Source organism: Brevundimonas sp. Leaf280, assembly GCF_001422455.1.
GTDB lineage: Bacteria > Pseudomonadota > Alphaproteobacteria > Caulobacterales > Caulobacteraceae > Brevundimonas.
Genome location: NZ_LMNC01000003.1, coordinates 384,832 through 403,876, shown reverse-complemented (window position 1 = coordinate 403,876; position 19,045 = coordinate 384,832). Strand labels below are relative to the sequence as shown.

Sequence of the window (19,045 nt, the reverse complement as noted above, 5' to 3'; positions counted from 1 at the left end):
GAAGATTGACAACCTGAAGGCATCATCGCACCACTGGACGGGACGATCACCGTTCGATGGCGCGATGACCCACCACGACCCCGCGATCGGCGGTCCCGGCCAGCCTGCGGACGACGCCATCGACCTCCATGCCTTGATCGCCGCCTTCCGGCGTCGTCTCGGCCTGTTTATCGCTGTCGCAGCAGCCGTCTGCCTAATCGTGCTGGCGCTGATGCTGGGCCAGCCTCCCGTCTATACTGCGACCGCCAGCCTCCAGATCAATACGCGCAAGGAACAGGTCGTTGCGGGACAGGCCGTGCTGTCGGCGCTCGACGCCGAGGCGGCCGTCGTCGACACCGAGGTTGAAGTTCTGAAGTCGCCCCAGCTCGCCGCCCAAGTCGTGCAGACGCTGGATCTGATCCGCGATCCCGAGTTCAACGCTCGCCTGCGATCCTCGCCCCTCACCAAACACCTGCCGCGCACTACGCCTGCGCCGACCGACGCTCAGATCGAGCGCCAACAGGTGATCGACGCCGTCCGGCGGCGCCTGACCGTGCGCCGCGTCGGCCTGACCTATTCGATGGCGGTCGGCTTCTCCTCCGAAAGTCCGATCAAGGCGGCCCGCATCGCCAACGCCTTCGCCAACGCCTATCTCCAGTCCCAACTCACCGCCAAGTTCGACGCCAACGCCCAGGCCAACACCTTCCTGGGCGCCCGGCTGGAAGACCTGCGCCGCCAGGTTGAGGCCGCCGACGCGGCCGTCTCAGCCTACCGGATCGACAATGGCCTGCTCAGCGCCCAGGGCGCCACCCTGACCGAGCAGGAAATCTCAGCCTACAACCAGCAACTCGCCCTGGCCCGCGCACAGCAGGCCGAACAGGACGCCCGCCTGCGCACCGCCCGATCCCAGATGGCGGCCGGCTCCAACGGCGACGATGTGGGCGAGGCCCTCTCCTCTCCCGTGGTTCAGAATCTGCGCGCCCAGCGCGCCGCGATCAGCACGCGCGTCGCGGATATGTCGGTCCGTTATGGCCCGCTGCACCCCGACATGATCCGCGCCCGTCAGGAGCTGTCCGACATCGACGCCCAGATCCAGGCCGAGATCCGCCGTGTCGTCTCCAACCTGGACGCCCAGGCCCAGGTCGCCCGCCAACGCGCCGCCTCGGTCCAATCCAGCCTGGACGCCGCGCGCGGCGCCCTGGCCGACAACAACGCCGCCTCAGTGCGCCTGCGCGAACTTGAAGGCGAGGCCGAAGCCGCCCGCGCCATCTACCGCGCCTTCCTGGATCGTTATCGCGAGACTAGCGCCCAGACCGGCGTCGAACAGGCGGACGCCCGCATCGTCTCGCGCGCCACGCCTCCGACCGCGCAAAGCGCACCGAACCTAATGATCAGCCTCGCGCTCGGTCTGATGCTCGGCGCGGCGGCGGGAACCGGCGCCGTCATCATCGCCAACGCCATGCAGACAGGGCTCAGCGGCCCCGATGACATCGAGCGCAGGCTGGGCGTCGGCGCCGTCGGCGCCATTCCCCTCGCCTCCTCCGTGGCGACGGCGGAGGATCAGACGCTGCACCCGATCGACCTCGTCGTCCAGCGACCGCTGTCGGTCTTCGCCGAGGCCTTCCGGGCACTACGCACCTCGATCACCCCCATCGTCAGCGTCGTGGGCGAACCGTCCGCGCGCATCGTCGCCGTCACCTCCGCCCTGCCCGGCGAAGGCAAGACCACCACAGCCGTCTGTCTGGCCCGCGTCGCCGCACGCTCGGGCGGACGCGTGCTGTTGATCGACGGCGACCCGCGTCGGCGCGGCGTCACACGGATGCTGGGCCTGAACCCCGATCACGGCCTGGCCGAGATACTGCACGGCGCGGCGGCCTGGCGAAACGTCCTGGTGCTGGACCCGGCCTCTGGCGCACAGGTCTTGCCCCTGTCGGGATCAGGCCTGTCGGCCGATGACCTGTTCGGCGCCCCGCCGATGACCGCCCTGCTCGACGAACTGCGTCAGGCCTTCGACCTGATCGTCATCGACACCGCGCCCGTCGTGGTCCTCGCCGACGCCCGTATCCTGTCAGCCAAGGCCGACACCGTCATCCTCCTCGCCCGCTGGCGAAAGACCCCCGCGCGGGCCGTCGCCGCCGCCCTGCGCATCCTGCATCAATCCGGGGCCCGTCCCATAGGCGTCACCCTGAGCCAGGTCGATGTCCGGGCCCAGTCGGGCCAAGGCTATAGCCACGCCGACTACGACTACCGCGCCTATCGGAAATACTACGCGGCCTGACGCCCGGCGTCAGCGCGGGCGTTCCCCGCGCCGGCTCGACACCTCGGTCGAGGCCAACCGGTCCCACATCTGGAAATACAGGCCGTAGTTGCCGTTGAAGCGTTTGTGGTGCGCGTCGTGGTGGGTGGCGGTGATCATCCAGCGCAGGGGGGCGCGTTTCAGCCAGGACGCGGGCCAGACCTCTCGGCCTGCGTGATTCAGCACGGCGGTTGCGGTCATCAGGGTCAGCAGCGCCAGCGCTACGCCCCAATGAATGGGGATGAAGAGGGTCAGGGCCGGCAGGAACCAGGCTGTGGCGATCGCTTCGGCCGGATCGAAGGCGAAGGAGGCGAAGGCGCTGGGATCGCGCGACCGATGATGCTCGGCATGGGCCCAGGGGAAGATGCGCGGATGGTGCAGTCCGCGGTGGACCCAATAGTAGAAGGCGTCGTGGGCAAGCATGTAGACGATGAAGCTGACGGGCAGCCACCACAGCGGCCAGGCATGGATGTCATCGTAGATCGCCGTTCCCTCGCGCTTCCAGAGTTCGATGACGAGTGCGGCCGGCAGGGCGTAGATCGGGCAGGCGATCATGGACGCGATGATTTCGGCGCGGATGCGTTTCGCCGCCGGCGGCCTGTGGTTCAGCTGGCGTCCCCGTCCCGCTCCGCCCCACAGCAAACCATGGGTCACGACCCCGACCAGCAGATAGCGCACGCCGATGATCAGGCTGAGCGCGAGGGTGGTGACGAAAAGGTCCTTCAACATGGGCGCACAGACGGCGAAACGTCGCGCCGGGTCAAGTCGTGACGCGCGGTCCGTAAAGCGCCTATGATGGGGTCATGCCCTGGCCGACGATGATCCTGCTGTTCCTAGCCACCTTCCTGGGGATGGAGGTCTTCGCCTGGGCGATGCATCGCTACGTCATGCACGGCCTGCTGTGGACCTGGCACCGCAGCCATCATGAGCCGCACGAAGACGTGCTGGAAAAAAACGACCTGTTCGCCGTGGTGTTCGCCGCCCCGGCCATCATCCTCGTCGCCTTGGGTCTGCATCTGTGGCCTTGGGCGCTGCCGATCGGCATGGGCGTGACAGCCTATGGACTGATCTATTTCTTCTTTCACGACGGACTGGTGCATCGCCGGTTTCCGACGGGAATCGTCGGACGCTCGGGGTTCTGGACGCGACGCATTCAAGCCCACCGACTGCATCACGCAGTGCGGACGCGCGAAGGCTGCGTGTCGTTCGGCTTCCTGTGGGTGCGGTCGGCGCGCGCGCTGAAGGCCGAACTGTCTCAGAAGCGCGGCGCTTCCAGCAACGGCGCCTGAGCCAGGGCGGCAAGGTCCGCCGACCCGGTGCAGAAGCAGGCCAGCCGCAGTTGGGCCGCCATCAGATCCAGATGACCCACCACGGCCTCGGTCGAAGTCAGCGCCGCCTCGAGCACGCCCGCCGCTTGGCCGACCAGACAGGCGCCCAGCCGGATCGCGCGCGCCGCATCCAGACCGTCGCGGATGCCGCCCGACCCGATCAGATCCAGTTCCGGCGCGGCCTGGGCGCAGTCTACCAGGCTGCGCGCCGTCGGCACGCCCCAGCCGGCGAAGGGCGCGGCCAGCGCTTCCGCCCGACCTCCCGTCGCTCGCGCACCCTCGATCAGGCCCCAGTTGGTGCCCCCCGCCCCGGCCACGTCCAGCGCGGCGACGCCCATGTCCGCCAAACGACGCGCCACCGCGCCGGACAGGCCGGCGCCGGTCTCCTTGACGATCAGACGGCCCGGGAAAGCCGCCGCAATCTGCTCGATGCCTCGCGCCACGCCACGCCAGTCGCGATCGCCCTCGAGCTGAACGCCTTCTTGCAAAGGGTTCAGATGCAGGATCAGGGCGTCGGCTCCGATCATCTCCATGGCCCGCCGCGCCTCGTCCACGCCATAGCCTAACGCGAACTGCACGGCGCCCAGGTTGGCCAAGATCGTTGCATCGGGGGCCCGACGTCGCAGATCCAGCCCCAGGCCCAAACCACCGTCCGTCTCCAGCGCCACACGCTGCGAGCCTACAGCCAGAACGACGCCCAGGGCCTGGGCGGTCTCGGCCAGCCGCGCGTTGATCGCCTCGGCCCGCGACGGCCCGCCGGTCATTGAACTGATCAGGAACGGCAAGGCGACCCGCCGCCCCAGAAAGCGCGTCGCCAGATCGATCGCGTCGTGATCAATATCCGGCAGGGCGTCGTGAACGAAACGGACGGCGTCCAGACCCGATGTCGTCTGGCTGACGCCTCGCCCGGCCCGCACATAGTCGATGTGTTCGTCCTTGCGCCGGATCAAGGCATCGGCGTCGGTGGACATCGCAAACGGCTCCTGGCGGGTTGCATCCGACGCGGTCGTGATGCCGTATGGCATCATAAAGGTTCGGCGCGTGGTCGCAACGCGACGCCGGCGAGTATGGGAGATCTGTATGGCGATCGTCGGCATCCGGCGCCAACCGCCCCTGGCGGACGCATCCTGCGACCCCGACGATCTGCGCCTTCGGGTTCAGTCGCGCCTGGCTGAGCTGGCTCCGGCGCACGACGGCCTGCTGTCTACGGCGGCCCGCGAGGCCTTGTTGGGCCAGGGAAAACGCGTCCGGCCGGTGCTGGCCATGCTGGCGGCGGCGCATGTCGGCGGCGATCCGGAAGACGCACTGGACTATGCCTGCGCGCTGGAAATGGTCCATGCCGCGTCGCTGGTTCTGGACGATCTGCCGTGCATGGACGACGCCTCGCTGCGTCGGGGCCAGCCGACCCTGCACCGTCGCCACGGCGAGGATACGGCGGTTCTGGCGGCCGTGGCCCTGTTGAACCAAGCGACGCGTCTGGTGATGCAGACCCCGGCGCCGGCGGAAACGCGTCTGGCGGCCCTGGACCTTTTGACGCAGGCGATTGGTTTCAATGGTCTGTCCGAGGGTCAGATGCGCGACCTGCGCGACGACGCGAGGAATCGCGACGAAACCGCCTTGCGCCAGATCAACGACCTGAAAACCGGCGCCCTGTTCGTCGCCACCATGCGCGGCGGCGGTCTGCTCGGCGGCGGTCTGCTCGGCGGCGGCGATACGCAGGATCTGGCGCGGCTGTCAATTTTCGGCGAGGCAATCGGCTTCGCCTTCCAGCTTTGCGACGATCTGCTGGATGTCTGTTCAACCGTGGACGCCGTCGGCAAGGACGTGGGTCAGGACGACGACACAACCACCTTCGTCGATCTGTGGGGCGAATGCCGGACCCGCGCGGCGGTGCGACAATCCTTGGCCAAGGCGGTCGAGGCGGTCGGCCATGACAGCCCCCTGGCCCTGTATGTCCTGGACCTATTCCAGCAGGCTGAACTTGGGGTCTGAGGTCACGCCGGCCTTGTCGCTGAGCGGGATCGATGCGGGCTACGACGGCCGACCCGTGCTGCGTGACTTCAGCCTCAGCATCGCTGCGGGCGAGGTTTATGCGCTGCTGGGGGCGAATGGTGCGGGCAAGTCCACGGTGGCGCGTGTCGCCTCGGGTCTGCTGCCCGCGCGGCGCGGTCGTGTCGTCTTGAGCGAGGGCGGCGGACCACGCGGGCGCATCGGGCTGGCGCCGCAGGACAGCGCCCTGTTCCCGGCCCTGTCGCCGCGCGAGAACGTCGATGTGACGGCGCGGCTATGCGGCGTGCCCAAGCGTGATCGCGGCGCGGTGGTGAACCGCGCGCTCGATTTGACCGGCTGCGGCCCACGCGCGGACCAGCCGGTGCGCACCCTGTCCGGCGGCTGGAAGCGGCGCGCCAACCTCAGCGCCGCCTTGGTCGGACAACCGCGCCTGCTGATCGCCGACGAACCGACGGAAGGGGTCGATGCGGCGACCCGCAGTGTGCTGTCCATAGCCCTGCGCGAAACCGCAAAGGCGGGCTCCGGCTGCCTTCTGATCAGCCATGACGCCATATTCGTCGCCGATACGGCCGACCGGATCGGTGTCCTGGCGCAGGGGCGACTTCTGGCGGAAGGCGCGCCGAACGCCCTGCTTCATCGCGCCTTCGGCTCAGCCCGGCTGCTCAGCATTCGCCTGATCCGACCGGCGTCAGACGGCGCCGCCCAATGGTTCGCCCAGGCGGGGCTGACCGCGTCCGAGGACGGGCTGGAGTGGCGTCGGCTCTGCGAGGACGCGCTCGCCATCGCCCAGATGCTGGCCGCCGTCGTCGATGGCGAGGATGGCGAGGTCGCCGTGCGTCGCCCCGGCCTGGACGATCTGGTCGCACAGCTGTCGCAGGCTCCATCATGATGGCGGTGGCGGGCGCCTGGGCGAGAGGGTTTTGGCGCGACCGCGCAGGCGTGATCCTGACCCTCCTGTTGCCGCCCTTGGTCTATCTGCTGTTCGCAGCGATCTTCGGAGCGGGCGCACGGGGCGACATCGACACCACCTTGGTCCTGCATGACGCGTCGCGCACGCCCGCGACGGCGGCGATCCGCGAGGCGGTGTCGAAGGACATGGGCGATCGACTTCGCATCATCGACGATCGCGAGGCCTTCGACCGCGCCGTCATCGACGGCCGCGCTGACGCCGGCATACTGATTCGTCCCTCGACGCAGGGACCGCCAAAACTGGTGATCGTTTCCGCCGCCGGCCGGGACGTGGCGGCGTCGGCGGTTCAGGCGCGGCTGGAGCCTATGGCCGCCGCCCTGTCGGGTCAGGTCGCACGACCCGCGCCGCGTGTTCAGACCCTGCAGATCGGTCCCCAGGGTGATGTGCAGGCGACCTATTATGCGGGCGCGGTCAGCGTCATGTTCGTCTTCTTCGCCGCCATGCATGGGGCCATGGGCGGGCTGGACGAGCGGCAATCCGGTCTTCAGTCACGCCTGGCCCTGGCGCGCGGCGGCTTGGCGCCCATCCTTGGCGGGCGGGCCGCCTGGCTGACTGCGGTGGGCCTGATGCAGTCGGCGGCGGTCTTCGTCGCCGCCTGGGTCAAGTTGCCTGACCTGGCCCCCTGGCAGATGGCGGCGGCGGCGGTCACAGCCTTGGCGGTCGGTTTCTGCGCCGCCGGTCTCGCCCTGGCTCTGACAGCAGCGTGTCGATCGCGCGAACAGGCCCAGCCGCTGACGACCTTCGTGGTCCTGCTTCTGGCCGCTCTGGGCGGATCGATGGCGCCGCGCTTTTTGATGCCCGAGGCCTTCCGCGATCTCGGCTGGATCACGCCCCACGCCTGGGCGATCGAGGCCTATCAGGCCGTGATCTGGCGCGGGGAGTTCACCCCGACCGTCATCGCCGCCTGGGCGGTCATGGCCGGTCTGGGCGCAGGGGGCCTTGCGATCGCCCTGATGTTGGAGCGGCGGCGCGCGGCTCGCTGACGGTCAGACGTGGGTCCACAACGCCGGGCGCGGCGGCGGCTCGCGCCAGGCGTCCAGCGTCTTGCACCACAGGGCGATCAGACCCCCTCGTCCCAGCAGCATCAGCTTGCCCGCCTTGTCGACCGACGTCCGCCCGTCCCAGGCGCTCACCCCGGCGCGCGAAACATGGCGGCCGATCGAACGATAGACGCCGCGCGCCGTCGCGATGGCCCAGGCCGAACGCGGGTTCAGATCGCGCAAACCCCACCGCGCCGAGGCGTAGAAGGGCTCGGCCGCCGCCACCAGACGCTGCGCCGTCCGGGCAACGGCGGCGCGGTGCTGGGGCTGATCGACCTGATCGCGCGGCACGCCCACCTCATCCAGCCAGGCGCCGGGCAGATAGACGCGTCCGCCCTTCGCGTCCTCGACGACGTCGCGGGCGATGTTCGTCAGCTGGAACGCTAGCCCCAAATCCTGCGCGCGTTGCAGGGTCGGCGCATCGTCCACCCCCATGATCCGCGCCATCATCACCCCGACGACGCCGGCGACGTGATAGGCATAGTCCAGCGTGTCTTCCAGCGTATCGTAACGCCGGCCGATGACGTCCATCTCGAACCCCTGCAACAGGTCCATCGCCTCGTCGGCTGGAATGCCGTGACGCATGGCCACGCGCTGGAAGGCGGTGAAGACCGGGTCCGTCTGCGGCTCACCGGCCAGGGCGGCGGCGGTGCGCAGGCGCAGTTCGTCCAGTTTCTCGCCGGCCAGCACCGGATCAATGCCGACCGCGCCATGGCCCAGCACCTGGCCGTCGATCTCGTCGTCGCAGTGCCGGCACCAGGAATACAACATCCAGGCGTCGGCCCTGATCGCCGCCGGGAACAAGCGCGCGGCGGCGGCGAAGCTCTTGGACCCCTGCTCCATCGACTGGCGGCTGTGATCCAGGACGGCGTCGGTCATGCCGGCTGCCTCGCGTCCTCGATCATCAGGGCGGCCGTGGCCTTGGCCGAACCGACCACGCCCGGCACGCCCGCGCCGGGATGGGTGCCGGCGCCCACGAAATACAGATTGGGGATCTGGTCGTCGCGGTTATGCACCCGGAACCAGGCGCTCTGGGTCAGGATAGGCTCCAGCGAGAAGGCCGAACCCTGGTGCGCGTTCAGCTGGTCGCGGAAATCGACCGGCGTGAAGATGCGGCAGGTATCCAGGTCGGCCGTCAGGCCGGGGATGTAGCGTTCTTCCAGATAGGCCAGGATCCGGTCGCGATAGCGCGGCCCCTCAACCTCCCAGTCGATGTCCGCCGAGGCCAGATGCGGCACGGGAGCCAGCACATAGAAGGCGTCGCAGCCCTCGGGCGCCAAGGACGGATCGGTCCGCGTTGGCGCGTGCAGATACAGCGAGAAGTCATCGGGCAGGTCCGGCCCCTTGAAGATTTCGGCGATCAGCTCGCGATAGCGCGGCCCGAACAGCACCGTGTGGTGGCGCACCTCCGGGTGGACGCGTTTCAGGCCGAAATAGATGACGAACAGCGACATGGAGTGACGCCGCGACGCCAGCTTGGCGCCCTCCTTCTGACCGCGCGGTTCCTGACCCAACAGGCGCTGATAGGTGTGAACTACGTCAGCGTTGGAGGCGACCATGTCGAAGGCTAGCGTCTCGCCGTTCACCACCACGCCGGTCGCGCGACCGTTCGCCATGGTGATGCGCTCGACCGGACTGTTCAACCGGACTTCCCCGCCAAGATCCTTGAGCAGACGCACCATGGCCTGGATCAGGGCGCCGGTGCCGCCACGCGGGAACCACACGCCCCAGCGCCGCTCCAGCGCATGGATCAATGCATAGATCGACGAGGTGGCGAATGGATTGCCGCCGACCAGCAGGGAGTGGAAGCTGAACGCCTGACGCAGGTGCTCGTCCTGAATATAGCTGGCGACCTTGTCATAGACCGACCGCCAGGCCTGAAGCCGCATCAGCTCCGGCGCCGCCTTGACCATGCTGGCGAAGTCCAGGAACGGCACGGCCCCCAGCTTCAGATAGCCTTCCTTCAGCAGGTCCTGCGAATAGGCCAGGAACTTGCGATAGCCTTCCTTGTCGGCCGGATTGCGCGCCACGATCTGGCGGTCCAACTCGTCCTGATCGTTGACGTAGTCGAAGACGTCGCCGTCTTCCCAGCACAGCCGATAGAAGGGCGCGACCGGCAGCAGTTCGACATAGTCCGACAGCTTACGCCCGCTGGCCTCAAACAGTTCCTCCAGCGCTGACGGGTCGGTGATGACGGTGGGACCGGCGTCGAAGGTATAGCCCTTGTCCTTGAAGACGTAAGCTCGGCCGCCCTCCAGATCGCGGGCCTCGAACACCGTAGTCTGAATGCCCGCCGACTGCAGCCGTATGGCCAGCGACAAGCCTCCGAAGCCCGATCCGATTACAGCAGCCCGCATCACGCACGTCCTCTTTCGACCATACAGGTCAGTGCGGCGCCGATCGGCACCGGGGGTTTTCCACTCAGGATCCGCGCCTTGTCAGCGAGGGTGGATCCAGCGGCGTAGAAGCGTTCGACCAAAGGCTGGGGCAGACGATAGAACCGCTCAAGCACCTTGTATCGCTCATCAGGCCGCGCCGCACGGAATAGCATCCGGTTCAGCAACCGATAAAAGCCTCGTCCGGCCCATACGTCATGCGCATGGCGGCGGATGTCTTGAGCGATCGTCGCCGGCTCGAAATCCCGCGCCAACCGGTCGGCCAGGCGCACCGCGTCCGGCAGGGAATAGCCGGTGGTCGGGTGAAATAGCCCAGCGCGCAGGCCGCTGAGCGCCGTCGGCCCCATCCGCGACAAATGCGCGCCGATGTCCCCATCGAGCGCCACGGGCAGGACGCCGTCCTCTTCGCGCAAGACCGTCTCGATCTCCCAGCCCTTCGCGCGGGCGTAATCCAGCACGCCCTGCCGGAAGGCCGCGCGATCCAGCGCATCCCCATCGGTGTAGCGCGTATCCTCGATCAGCAGCGTGCGATCATCGAACGGCAGGGTGTAGAGAAACCGATAGCCCCCGGCCTGATCGACGCAGGCGTCCATGACGATGGGCGTGGTCAGACCGTGCGGCGCCGCCAGCCGCACCTCTAGCCCGACGAACTTCTGGAAACCCAGCGCCAGATCCGGCGTCGCGGTTGGCCCGCGCCCATCGATCACCGCCTTGGCGCTCAGACGCCGTCCATCAGCCAGCACCGCTTCGGTCGGCGACACCGAAGCGACCGGCGCACCCAGCATGATCTTTCCGGGCAAAGCCGCCTGGATCACCGCCGCGAACCGTTCGGCCGTGACGCTGCAATAGGGGGTCGACAGCGCGCGTTCGAACTGGGGAAAACGGACACTGTATCCCGGCCAGCGATGCACCACCACGGGCGCGATCCAGTCGCGCTGCGCCTGCGTCAGGTCGCTGTCGAAGAAGGACCAGGTGTGGCCCCCGCCCAGGGTCTGCGCCGCCTCGACGATTCGCACGTCCAGATCAGGGCGGACCTGCGACAGCCGCAACGCCAGCAAGCCATTGGCCAGGCCGCCGCCGACCAGCAAAAGGTCCGGCGCGGAAGTGTCAGAGGCGTCGACCTGCATTCCAGACAGGTGGCACGCGCGGAGGCATGCGGCAAGCGAACAGGATGCTTACCGGGCCGCGATGCGCTAAGTGTCGCGCCATGTCCGCCGTCACGCCAATGTCACGGGTCGTCCCGAACCAGGCCCTGATCGGGCTGACGCTGGCTGGCCTGATCGCGGCGGCTTGGCTGAGCCTGCATATCTACGGCGTCTATTTTCATCGCTGGACGATCTGGAGCGTCCTGACCGTTCCGCTGATCGTCGCCGTCCAGACCTGGCTGTCCGTCGGCCTGTTCATCGTCGCCCACGACGCCATGCACGGCTCCCTGGCGCCGGGGCGCCCCCGGCTGAACACGGCGATCGGCAGCCTGACGCTGGCCCTCTACGCCGGTTTTCGGTTCGCGCCTTTGAAGACCGCACACCACGCCCATCACGCCGCGCCCGGCACGGCGGAAGATCCCGACTTTCACGCCGACGCCCCCCGCGCCTTCCTGCCCTGGTTCTACGGCTTTTTCCGCACCTATTTCGGCTGGCAAGAACTGGCCGTCTTGACGGTGCTCGTGGCCGTCGCGGTGCTGATCCTCGGCGCCCGCATGCCCAATCTCCTGGTCTTCTGGGCCGCGCCCGCCCTGCTCTCGGCGCTACAGCTTTTCACATTCGGCACTTGGCTGCCTCACAGGCATACCGACGACGCCTTCCCCGACCACCACAACGCCCGCACCAGCTCCTTTGGCCCGGTCCTGTCGTTGCTGACCTGCTTCCACTTCGGCCGCCACCACGAACACCATCTGACCCCCTGGAAGCCCTGGTGGAGTTTGTTCAGCTAGCCGGATCGCGTCAGCCGTCGCGCCATTCGCTGAGCATCTGGCCGTCGGCGTCTTCGAAGGCGACGCGGTCCAGTTGCACCGCCCCGATGCACACCGGCCGTTGATCGGGCGCGGCCGCCCGACAGTGGATGGCGCGGCCGTCGGCGAAGGCGGTCATGCGCCCTTCGAGGACCAGACGGTATCCTTGCGCCGACGGCACGGGTGGTTGACCGTCCTCGCCGCGCAGCGTGAACTCGTAGGCGCGGCCGTTTCGGCGGCCGGTCCGCGCGCCGTTCGCCTTGAACACGGCGGCCAGACCCACTGTCTGAGGCGAAGACAGGTCGGACGTCGAGGCGCCGGGCGCCATCGCCGGGCAGACCTCGGTGCGCAGCCACGGCCGTTCCAGCCAGAACCCCTCGACCGCCTCCAAGCCGCTGTCGTCGCCTCCAATCAGACCGGACTGCAGCCAATCCGCCGGCGCCAGGCTGAACCTCAAGGTCTGGCGGTCTTTCGCCCAAGTCACTGTCGCCAGTCCGTCCGCCGCTGTTTCAGCAGCGTCACTAGGTGCCCCGCAGCCAAAGGCCTGGCGGACGACGAAGCGTCGCCCGGCCAGAGACGCGCCCCCGACCTCTCGCCCTGCGGCGAAGGCCGAGGCGGCGATGTCCATGGCCTCAAGCAGGCCGGCGCGATCCAGCACCGGCGCAGGCGCAACGGTCACCACCGGCGGCGTTTCGGATTTTTGGGCCGGAGCAGGCGCAGGCTGCGGCTCACGCTGGCAAGCGGCGAGCGCCAGCAGGGACGCCGCAAGCGCGACTATCAAAGACCGAGGCGACGCAATCGTTTCGAGCATGGAACCACTCTAACACGCGAACCGCTGAGGTGGATGCGCTGACCCGAAAAGGTTGACGCGAACGATGGGGGACGGTCTGCACAGCATCATGACTTTCGACCAGATCGCCGCCCTTGCCGTGCTCGTCGCCGTCGTGGGCGTCCTGATCCATGGCAAGATGCGGGCCGACGTCGTCGCCTTGACCGGCGCCGCCGTGCTTCTGCTGCTGGGCGTCGTGCGGCCGGTCGAGGTGCAGGGCGCCTTCGCCAGTCCCGCCGTCATCGCTTTGGCAGGCCTGTTCGTCATCGCCTACGCCATTGAACTGTCCGGTCTCTTGGGCTGGCTGATCCGACAGGCGACGCAGCTTTCCGCCCGGATCGGCGCCCGGGGTATCTGGATCGTCATCGGCCTGTGCGGTTCAGTCGGCGGCTTTCTGAACAACACGCCTGTGGTGGTCTTGGCCGCGCCGGTGATCCGCGACGTGGCCCAGTCGCTGCGCCTGTCGCCGAAACGCTTTCTGATGCCGCTCAGCCACGTCACAGTCATGGGCGGTCTGCTGACGCTGATCGGCACCTCGACCAACCTGCTCGTCAACGACATGGCCCGCAACGCCGGCCAGCCGGTCTTCGGCCTGTTCGAGATCACCCCCGTGGGTCTGGCCATCGCGGTCGTCGGCGGCCTGTGGCTCTATTTCGTGGGTGCGCGCCAGCTGGGTCGATCGGTCGCCAGGGATGAGGCGGAAACCGCGCGCCTGGCGGAAATGGAAGAGGCGCGTCGCCGCGCAGAGGCCGAAGCCATCAATCGCCGCAAGCGCCTGCTGCCGTTCGGCCTGCCGCGCCTGGGCGGATCACGAAACCAGGTCGATGGATCGGGCGATGCGCATCTCGGCGACGTTGAACTGTATGGCGCCGCCGATCGTCCGCTGCGGCTGAGGCCGGCTGCGATTTCGCTCGGCGTGTTTGTTCTGGTCATCTTGTCGGCGGCGCTGGGGTGGGCGCCGATCGCCGCCTCGGCCTTCGCCGGCGCCGTCGGCTTGATCCTGCTGCGCGCCATCACGCCCGAAGAGGCCTATGCCGGACTGCGCCCTGAAATCCTGTTGCTGATCGCCGGCATGGTCGTGGTCGGCACGGCCATTGAGGTCACGGGGCTGGCGTCCGCCGGCGCGGACCGTCTGATCGGCGTGATCCGGCCCCTGGGGCCGCTGGGCGCCCTGATCGTACTTTACGGCGTGACGCTGTTCGCCACCGAACTGCTGTCCAACGCCACGGTCGCGGTTTTGATTACCCCCATCGCCGTAGCCCTGGCCGAAAGCCTGGGCGTCGATCCCCGCCCCTTTCTGGTGTGCGTCATGATGGCGGCCTCTGCCGCCTTCGCCACCCCTTTCGGCTATCAGACCAATGTGCTGGTCTTCAACATGGGCGGCTACAGCTACATGGACTTCGTCCGCGTCGGCCTGCCTTTGAACCTGATCACCTGGATCGCCGCCATGGTCGCCATCCCGATCTTCTTCCCATTCTGATCGAGTGGCAGTCGGAGTGGTGCGGGCGGCCGGGCTTGAACCGGCAAGGACTTTCGTCCGACAGATTTTAAGTCTGCTGCGTCTACCAGTTTCGCCACGCCCGCAGCCCGGTCTGGCCCGGTTCGGCTCCTATAGACGGAACCGGGCCGGGTCTCCAAGTCGTCAGCGTGTCGGGGTCGCCGGCGTGGTCTCGGGCTTCATTGCCCGAAAGTCCACGTCCGAATCGGCGATCAGCCACAGCAGGCCCGCCCAGGCGGCGACGTTCTGGTTCAGCTGCGCCGGGTCGATCTTGTCCAGCGTGTCGTTGGCGGTGTGGTGCAGGTCGAAATAGCGAGTTCCGTCCTGAGCCAGACCGAAGAAGGGCACGCCCAGCGGGCCCATCGGTCCGACGTCGACGCCGCCTTCGGTTTCGACGCGATCCGAGGCCAGGACGCCGATCGGGTAGAGGACGCGGGTCGCGGCCTTCTGGAAGTCCGAGCCTTGCGCGCCGGCGGGCAGGCGCAGGGCATAGACGCGGTCGGCGCCGAAATCGCTCTCGCCGGCGATGATGTGCTTGTCCAGCGCTGCGCCCTGGCCGCGCGCGTATACGCCGCCGCCGTTGCCGGTCTGGGCGGTCGGCTGGGCCACTTCTTCCGAACCGTAGAAGATGACGCGCAAGGTGCGGGCCGGGCGGCGGCCGCTGTCCGCGATGGCCTTGGCGGCGGCGACGGTGATGGCGCCCCCTGCCCCGTCGTCGATGGCGCCGGTGCCCAAGTCCCAGCTATCCATGTGGGAGCCCAGCACGATGATCTCGTCGGGGCGCGTGGCGCCCGGCAGATCGCCGATCACATTCTGACTGGTGGTGCGATAGGTACGGGCGGTCGAGGTCAGGCGCATGCGCACCGGCTGGCCCAGGGCAACCAAGCGGCTGACCTGATCGGCGTCGGGCGCGGCCAGGGCGAAGGCGGGAATGGTCGGCTTGCCGTCGACATAGCGGGTGGTGCCGGTGTGCGGCATCCGGTCCTCGTCAGAGCCCACCGAACGCATGACGAAAGCCGCCGCGCCCTTGGCCGCCGCCACGCCGGGGCCGGCGCCGCGCACGCGGGTCTGAGGACCATAGCCTGAACCGTCCTGCATGGGGTGCATCTGGCCCAGATCGACATAGACGATCTTACCGCGGACGGCGGCCTCGGGCGCGGCCTGCAGGTCTTCGAAGGTGGAGAAGCGCACGATCTCCGCCTCGACACCGCCCCTCGGCGTGGCCGGCGAGTGGCCCAGAGCCGCAGCGACCAGGGCCTGGGCGTTGTCGCCGACGATGGCGGCCGAGCTTTCGCCCCGCTCCCAGCCGACCAGTGGGAACTCTTCGATGCGGACATTCTGGAAGCCGTTGGCGCGCAGATAGTCGGCGGCCCAGGCGGCGGCCTGCTGTTCGGAACGGGAACCCGCCGGGCGCGCGCCGAACCGCGTCGTCAGCTGGGTGACATAGTCCATTGCGATGTTCGAGCGCATCGCGGCGTCGCGCACGACGATCGCCTGCTGCACCGTCGCCGCATCCTGAGCCTTGGCCGCCGGGATAAACGCGACAAGACCCAGGGCGACGGCGCTGGCGGTCAGCAGACGGATGGACATAGGCAGGCTCCGGACTCAGATGAGAGCCGGACCCTAGGTAGGTTCAATCGTTCTGGAAATAGGGTTCGACCGGACCCTGCAGTTTCACGGTCAGGGCCTTGCCCTTGCGATCTACGCGGTTGCCGAGCGCCAGACGGACCCAGCCTTCGGAGACGCAATATTCCTCGACATTGGTCTTCTCTTCGCCCTTGAAGCGAATGCCGACGCCGCGTTGCAGGACTTCGGCGTCGTGATGCGGGCTGGACGGGTCGACCGAAAGGCGATCGGGGGGCGTGTCGGACATGGCGTTGGTCGGGCTCAGATCTCGGGAAGGCGCGGTGATAGACGCGCAGGCGCGCCCTGCCAATCCGAAACCGGGCTCAATGAACTACGGCAGCAGGTGATAGTGCTGGGCGACAGCGGCCATCATCACGGTTCCGACCGCCGGAACGGCGAGTATGATGGCCCGGCGCATGCGGTGCGCGACGTAAAGCAGTTCGCCGATCATGGCGCGGATCCTCGATGTCATCGCTCTCTGACGGAGCGTTCGAAGATCATTGGTCGAACAGCGCGCGCTGTCGAGACGAAACGTCAGCGCCGAGATCACACTTAAGGTTACTGCACAGTTTGACGGGGCTGGGCGTTGGGGGCGGCTGACGGCTGATAGGCCTGCGGGCCGGTCGCAGCGGGAGCAGTCGCAGGCGTGGCGGCGGGACGGCGCGCCGGGGTCGCGGCTGGGCGGGCCGCCGGTCGCGCAGCGGGACGGTTGGCGGCCGAGCGCGGCGTCGGACGGGTCGTCGGGGCGGCGGCGGGCTGAGCCGTCGGTGTCGCGGGCGGGGTCGTGGCGGCTGGCGCAGCAGCGGCTGGCGCGGCGGCCGGAGGGGGCGTGGCTTCGGCGGCGGCGGCGCGGGCGGCCATCTGCTGGGCCTGGAAGCGGGCGGCGAGTTTTTCGGTCAGCTCCTTGGCCTGCGGTGCGCTCATCTGGGCCATGATGGCGGCCAGGGTGCGCGGACGCATGGCGGCGGCGACCGGCAGGCGCACACGATCTTCCAGCGACGCCATGACGGGGGCGGCCTCCTTGGGACGCATGGCGGAATAGACCTGCACCAGACGGTCGATCTCGGCCTTCTCGCGCTCGTCCACCTGGCCAAGCATCTGCTTCATCTCGGCCTTCAAGGCTTCCAGCGCCTTGACCTTGGCGTCCAGCTTCTGCTCGGCGGCGACCATCAGCGGCAGGGTGGTGGCGAAGTCTTGGTCACGCGCATCCAGCGCCGCGCGGCGCTGCGACAAGGACTGGATGATCTTCAGCTCGGCCGGCGAAATCCCCGCCTGCTGGGCCAGTTGTTCGGGAGACAGGGCGGAACAGGTGCCGGGCAAAGCCGGCTTGGGCGGCGCGCCGGCCGCAACGGGAACCGCCTCCTCGGCCCAGGCCTTGGCCCCGTCGAACAGGCCAGGCGCGACGCCGACGGCGCGCACGGCGACGACCCCGCCGATGGCGATGGCGATCAGGGGCAGGATGCGGGGAAGGCGGGCCATGAAATGGGGTTCCGAACTCAGGCGGCGAACAGGTCGTCGTCGAGATTACGACGCGCGGCGTTGAGGCTTTGTTTGGCGGAATGGTTAGCGGAGCGTCCGGCGGTCAGGGCCTGAACGATCGCGGCGACATTGTCGCGCCCGGCGGGCGCAGCCGCTTCATTGCGACGGTTCGAAGAGGGACCGGCCAGTCCCTGGATGCGTTGAGCAAGGGCCGCCATGCGCTCGGCCCGCTCCTCGTCTTCGGTCGCGGCCAGGGTCGGAGCGAGGGCGACCGGGGGCGCGCGGCGGACGGCCTCTTCCTCGACGATCCGCGCCGGCGCCACGGCCGGCGCGCGGGCGATAAGGGTTTCCAGCTGCGCCTTGACCTCACGCGCCTTGATGATCCGGTCGTGAAGCAGGTCCGTTTCCTGGCCCGAGGCGCGAAGGGTGGCCAGCGCGTTTTCGGCGCGGCCAGCGGCGGCATTCAGTTCGGTGACGGCCTGGGCGAAGGCCAGCTGTCCGGCGCGCAGGGCGGCCAGCTTGCGTTCCAGCTTGATGCCGTAGCCGACAGCCGCGATCAGCAGCACCATCAGCACGCCGTCCATGATCATTCCGGCCATCAGACGTTCACTCCCAGGCGGGCGGCGACTTCCGGATTGACCGGTCCTTCGACGCGTATGGCGATGTGCTGGCCCTTGCGACCCATGCGGCCTGTGGTCAGCGGAATGGAGCCGGCGCGGATCGAAACCTCGGAATCCGGCGTGGCGTTCAGCATCATCGTGTCGCCGACCTTGAGGTTCAGCACGCTAGACAGAGGCATTTGCTGTTCGTCCAGGACCGCGCGGACTTCGGTCTCGGTCGTCCAGATCTCGGTGGCCAAGTGGCCTTCCCAGATGTTGTCGCGGCCGAACTTCTCGCCCATGAACTGCTGCAGCAGCATCTTGCGGATCGGCTCCAGCGTCGCATAGGGCAGCAGCAGCTCGATGCGACCGCCGCGATCCTCCATATCGATCCGCAGCTTGATCAGGATGGCCGCGTTGGCGGGACGCGCGATGGCGGCGAAGCGCGGGTTGGTCTCCAGCCGGTCCAGGTTGAAGTGCACCGGGGTCAGCGGCTCGAACGCCTGGCGGGCGTCGTTCAGCACGACCTCGACCATCCGCTGCACCAGCACCCGCTCGATCGTGGTGTAGGGCCGGCCTTCGATGCGCAGCGCCGCCGTGCCGCGACGACCGCCCAACAGCACGTCGACGATCGAATAGATGAGGTTGGAGTCGACCGTCAGCAGGCCGTAGTTGTCCAGCTCCTCGGCGCGAAACACCGCCAGAATGGCCGGCAGCGGAATCGAGTTCAGATAGTCGCCGAACCGGATCGACGAGATATTGTCCAGGCTGACTTCGACGTTGTCGGAGGTGAAGTTGCGAAGGCTGGTCGTCATCAGACGCACCAGGCGGTCGAACACGATCTCCAACATCGGCAGACGCTCGTAGCTGACGAGCGCGGAGTTGATGATGGCCCGGATTCCCGAGCGTTCGGAACCGTCGTCGTCGCCCAGATCGAAGCCCAGCAGGCTGTCGATCTCATCCTGGTTCAGGACGCGTTCGGACAGGGCGTCGCCGGGATCGCCCAGACCGCCGAACGGATCGAGTTGCGCTGCGTCCGTCATG

General features: G+C 68.1%; 19 protein-coding genes and 1 tRNA gene. 7 read left to right on the top strand and 13 right to left on the bottom strand.

All coding sequences use genetic code 11. From position 1 onward, the window contains the following. The first annotated feature begins 64 nt into the window (after window positions 1-64). Window positions 65-2,257, top strand: a complete 2,193-nt coding sequence (locus tag ASF31_RS08045) for a polysaccharide biosynthesis tyrosine autokinase (protein ID WP_055754151.1) — start codon at window positions 65-67, stop codon at window positions 2,255-2,257. A gap of 9 nt (window positions 2,258-2,266) precedes the next feature. Here the strand turns inward: ASF31_RS08045 and ASF31_RS08040 are convergent, their stop codons facing one another. Next, window positions 2,267-3,004 (bottom strand): sterol desaturase family protein, encoded by a 738-nt coding sequence (locus ASF31_RS08040; RefSeq protein ID WP_055754150.1) that lies wholly within the window; start codon window positions 3,002-3,004, stop codon window positions 2,267-2,269. Between the two features lie 74 nt (window positions 3,005-3,078). Between ASF31_RS08040 and ASF31_RS08035 the strand changes: the two genes are divergently transcribed. After that, window positions 3,079-3,564, top strand: a complete 486-nt coding sequence (locus tag ASF31_RS08035; protein WP_055754149.1) for a sterol desaturase family protein — start codon at window positions 3,079-3,081, stop codon at window positions 3,562-3,564. On the opposite strand, the gene fni is transcribed toward ASF31_RS08035, so the two are convergent. Continuing rightward, a complete protein-coding gene (gene fni / locus ASF31_RS08030) occupies window positions 3,531-4,574 on the bottom strand; it encodes a type 2 isopentenyl-diphosphate Delta-isomerase (RefSeq protein WP_055754201.1) in 1,044 nt (347 codons plus the stop codon). The genes ASF31_RS08035 and fni overlap by 34 nt on opposite strands. A 109-nt stretch (window positions 4,575-4,683) precedes the next feature. On the opposite strand from fni, the gene ASF31_RS08025 reads away from it, so the two are divergent. From ASF31_RS08025 to ASF31_RS08015, 3 genes are read left to right on the top strand one after another with little or no spacing between them, the layout of a single operon-like run. Then, window positions 4,684-5,595, top strand: coding sequence for a polyprenyl synthetase family protein (locus tag ASF31_RS08025; protein WP_055754148.1), 912 nt, complete (start codon window positions 4,684-4,686; stop codon window positions 5,593-5,595). Next, the gene (locus ASF31_RS08020) at window positions 5,555-6,502 is read left to right on the top strand and encodes an ABC transporter ATP-binding protein (protein WP_162233952.1); all 948 of its coding nucleotides are present in this window, start codon (window positions 5,555-5,557) and stop codon (window positions 6,500-6,502) included. Before ASF31_RS08025 ends, ASF31_RS08020 begins: the two co-directional genes overlap by 41 nt. Window positions 6,503-6,552: 50 nt before the next feature. Then, a complete protein-coding gene (locus tag ASF31_RS08015) occupies window positions 6,553-7,566 on the top strand; it encodes an ABC transporter permease (RefSeq protein WP_162233951.1) in 1,014 nt (337 codons plus the stop codon). Between the two features lie 3 nt (window positions 7,567-7,569). Here the strand turns inward: ASF31_RS08015 and ASF31_RS08010 are convergent, their stop codons facing one another. The 3 genes from ASF31_RS08010 to crtY are packed head-to-tail and all read right to left on the bottom strand — an operon-like array spanning window position 7,570 to window position 11,146. Continuing rightward, window positions 7,570-8,502 carry a phytoene/squalene synthase family protein gene (locus tag ASF31_RS08010; RefSeq protein ID WP_055754145.1) on the bottom strand — a complete coding sequence of 311 codons (933 nt, stop codon included), beginning with the start codon at window positions 8,500-8,502 and terminating at the stop codon, window positions 7,570-7,572. Further along, window positions 8,499-9,980: a phytoene desaturase gene (locus tag ASF31_RS08005; protein ID WP_055754144.1), complete on the bottom strand. Its 1,482-nt coding sequence runs from the start codon at window positions 9,978-9,980 to the stop codon at window positions 8,499-8,501. Before ASF31_RS08005 ends, ASF31_RS08010 begins: the two co-directional genes overlap by 4 nt. Further along, window positions 9,980-11,146, bottom strand: a complete 1,167-nt coding sequence (crtY, locus tag ASF31_RS08000) for a lycopene beta-cyclase CrtY (protein ID WP_055754143.1) — start codon at window positions 11,144-11,146, stop codon at window positions 9,980-9,982. Before crtY ends, ASF31_RS08005 begins: the two co-directional genes overlap by 1 nt. A 98-nt stretch (window positions 11,147-11,244) precedes the next feature. Between crtY and ASF31_RS07995 the strand changes: the two genes are divergently transcribed. Then, entirely contained in the window at window positions 11,245-11,952 is a 708-nt protein-coding gene (locus ASF31_RS07995) for a fatty acid desaturase (RefSeq protein ID WP_055754142.1), read from the top strand. 10 nt (window positions 11,953-11,962) lie between these two features. Here ASF31_RS07995 and ASF31_RS07990 read toward each other — a convergent pair whose 3' ends face one another. Further along, on the bottom strand, window positions 11,963-12,781 hold the full coding sequence (locus ASF31_RS07990) for a hypothetical protein (RefSeq protein ID WP_055754141.1): 819 nt from the start codon (window positions 12,779-12,781) through the stop codon (window positions 11,963-11,965). An 88-nt stretch (window positions 12,782-12,869) separates the two neighbouring features. Between ASF31_RS07990 and ASF31_RS07985 the strand changes: the two genes are divergently transcribed. Beyond that, a complete protein-coding gene (locus ASF31_RS07985) occupies window positions 12,870-14,279 on the top strand; it encodes an SLC13 family permease (RefSeq protein ID WP_055754200.1) in 1,410 nt (469 codons plus the stop codon). Window positions 14,280-14,296: 17 nt separating this feature from the next. On the opposite strand, the gene ASF31_RS07980 is transcribed toward ASF31_RS07985, so the two are convergent. From ASF31_RS07980 to fliM, 7 genes are all read right to left on the bottom strand, one after another. Continuing rightward, window positions 14,297-14,383: transfer RNA gene (locus tag ASF31_RS07980), tRNA-Leu, on the bottom strand. Between the two features lie 58 nt (window positions 14,384-14,441). After that, window positions 14,442-15,887, bottom strand: a complete 1,446-nt coding sequence (locus tag ASF31_RS07975) for a M20/M25/M40 family metallo-hydrolase (RefSeq protein ID WP_055754140.1) — start codon at window positions 15,885-15,887, stop codon at window positions 14,442-14,444. Between the two features lie 43 nt (window positions 15,888-15,930). Beyond that, entirely contained in the window at window positions 15,931-16,170 is a 240-nt protein-coding gene (locus ASF31_RS07970; RefSeq protein WP_045810378.1) for a DUF3297 family protein, read from the bottom strand. A gap of 84 nt (window positions 16,171-16,254) precedes the next feature. After that, window positions 16,255-16,395 carry a hypothetical protein gene (locus ASF31_RS14455; protein WP_155965911.1) on the bottom strand — a complete coding sequence of 47 codons (141 nt, stop codon included), beginning with the start codon at window positions 16,393-16,395 and terminating at the stop codon, window positions 16,255-16,257. 86 nt (window positions 16,396-16,481) lie between these two features. Continuing rightward, window positions 16,482-17,402 (bottom strand): MotE family protein, encoded by a 921-nt coding sequence (locus ASF31_RS07965; RefSeq protein WP_055754139.1) that lies wholly within the window; start codon window positions 17,400-17,402, stop codon window positions 16,482-16,484. Between the two features lie 17 nt (window positions 17,403-17,419). After that, window positions 17,420-18,001, bottom strand: coding sequence for a DUF6468 domain-containing protein (locus tag ASF31_RS07960; protein WP_055754138.1), 582 nt, complete (start codon window positions 17,999-18,001; stop codon window positions 17,420-17,422). Next, complete coding sequence (gene fliM / locus ASF31_RS07955; RefSeq protein ID WP_017504455.1) at window positions 18,001-19,044, bottom strand: flagellar motor switch protein FliM; 1,044 nt, start codon at window positions 19,042-19,044, stop codon at window positions 18,001-18,003. Before fliM ends, ASF31_RS07960 begins: the two co-directional genes overlap by 1 nt. Between the last annotated feature and the right edge of the window lies 1 nt (window position 19,045).

Bases quoted from the DNA above. Each gene is read 5' to 3' on its own strand.
- ASF31_RS08045 (WP_055754151.1), top strand. From the start codon at position 65: ATGACCCACCACGACCCCGCGATCGGCGGTCCCGGCCAGCCTGCGGAC.
- ASF31_RS08040 (WP_055754150.1), bottom strand. From the start codon at position 3,004: ATGTTGAAGGACCTTTTCGTCACCACCCTCGCGCTCAGCCTGATCATC.
- ASF31_RS08035 (WP_055754149.1), top strand. From the start codon at position 3,079: ATGCCCTGGCCGACGATGATCCTGCTGTTCCTAGCCACCTTCCTGGGG.
- fni (WP_055754201.1), bottom strand. From the start codon at position 4,574: ATGTCCACCGACGCCGATGCCTTGATCCGGCGCAAGGACGAACACATC.
- ASF31_RS08025 (WP_055754148.1), top strand. From the start codon at position 4,684: ATGGCGATCGTCGGCATCCGGCGCCAACCGCCCCTGGCGGACGCATCC.
- ASF31_RS08020 (WP_162233952.1), top strand. From the start codon at position 5,555: ATGTCCTGGACCTATTCCAGCAGGCTGAACTTGGGGTCTGAGGTCACG.
- ASF31_RS08010 (WP_055754145.1), bottom strand. From the start codon at position 8,502: ATGACCGACGCCGTCCTGGATCACAGCCGCCAGTCGATGGAGCAGGGG.
- ASF31_RS08005 (WP_055754144.1), bottom strand. From the start codon at position 9,980: ATGCGGGCTGCTGTAATCGGATCGGGCTTCGGAGGCTTGTCGCTGGCC.
- crtY (WP_055754143.1), bottom strand. From the start codon at position 11,146: ATGCAGGTCGACGCCTCTGACACTTCCGCGCCGGACCTTTTGCTGGTC.
- ASF31_RS07995 (WP_055754142.1), top strand. From the start codon at position 11,245: ATGTCACGGGTCGTCCCGAACCAGGCCCTGATCGGGCTGACGCTGGCT.
- ASF31_RS07990 (WP_055754141.1), bottom strand. From the start codon at position 12,781: ATGCTCGAAACGATTGCGTCGCCTCGGTCTTTGATAGTCGCGCTTGCG.
- ASF31_RS07985 (WP_055754200.1), top strand. From the start codon at position 12,870: ATGACTTTCGACCAGATCGCCGCCCTTGCCGTGCTCGTCGCCGTCGTG.
- ASF31_RS07975 (WP_055754140.1), bottom strand. From the start codon at position 15,887: ATGTCCATCCGTCTGCTGACCGCCAGCGCCGTCGCCCTGGGTCTTGTC.
- ASF31_RS07970 (WP_045810378.1), bottom strand. From the start codon at position 16,170: ATGTCCGACACGCCCCCCGATCGCCTTTCGGTCGACCCGTCCAGCCCG.
- ASF31_RS14455 (WP_155965911.1), bottom strand. From the start codon at position 16,395: ATGACATCGAGGATCCGCGCCATGATCGGCGAACTGCTTTACGTCGCG.
- ASF31_RS07965 (WP_055754139.1), bottom strand. From the start codon at position 17,402: ATGGCCCGCCTTCCCCGCATCCTGCCCCTGATCGCCATCGCCATCGGC.
- ASF31_RS07960 (WP_055754138.1), bottom strand. From the start codon at position 18,001: ATGGCCGGAATGATCATGGACGGCGTGCTGATGGTGCTGCTGATCGCG.
- fliM (WP_017504455.1), bottom strand. From the start codon at position 19,044: ATGACGGACGCAGCGCAACTCGATCCGTTCGGCGGTCTGGGCGATCCC.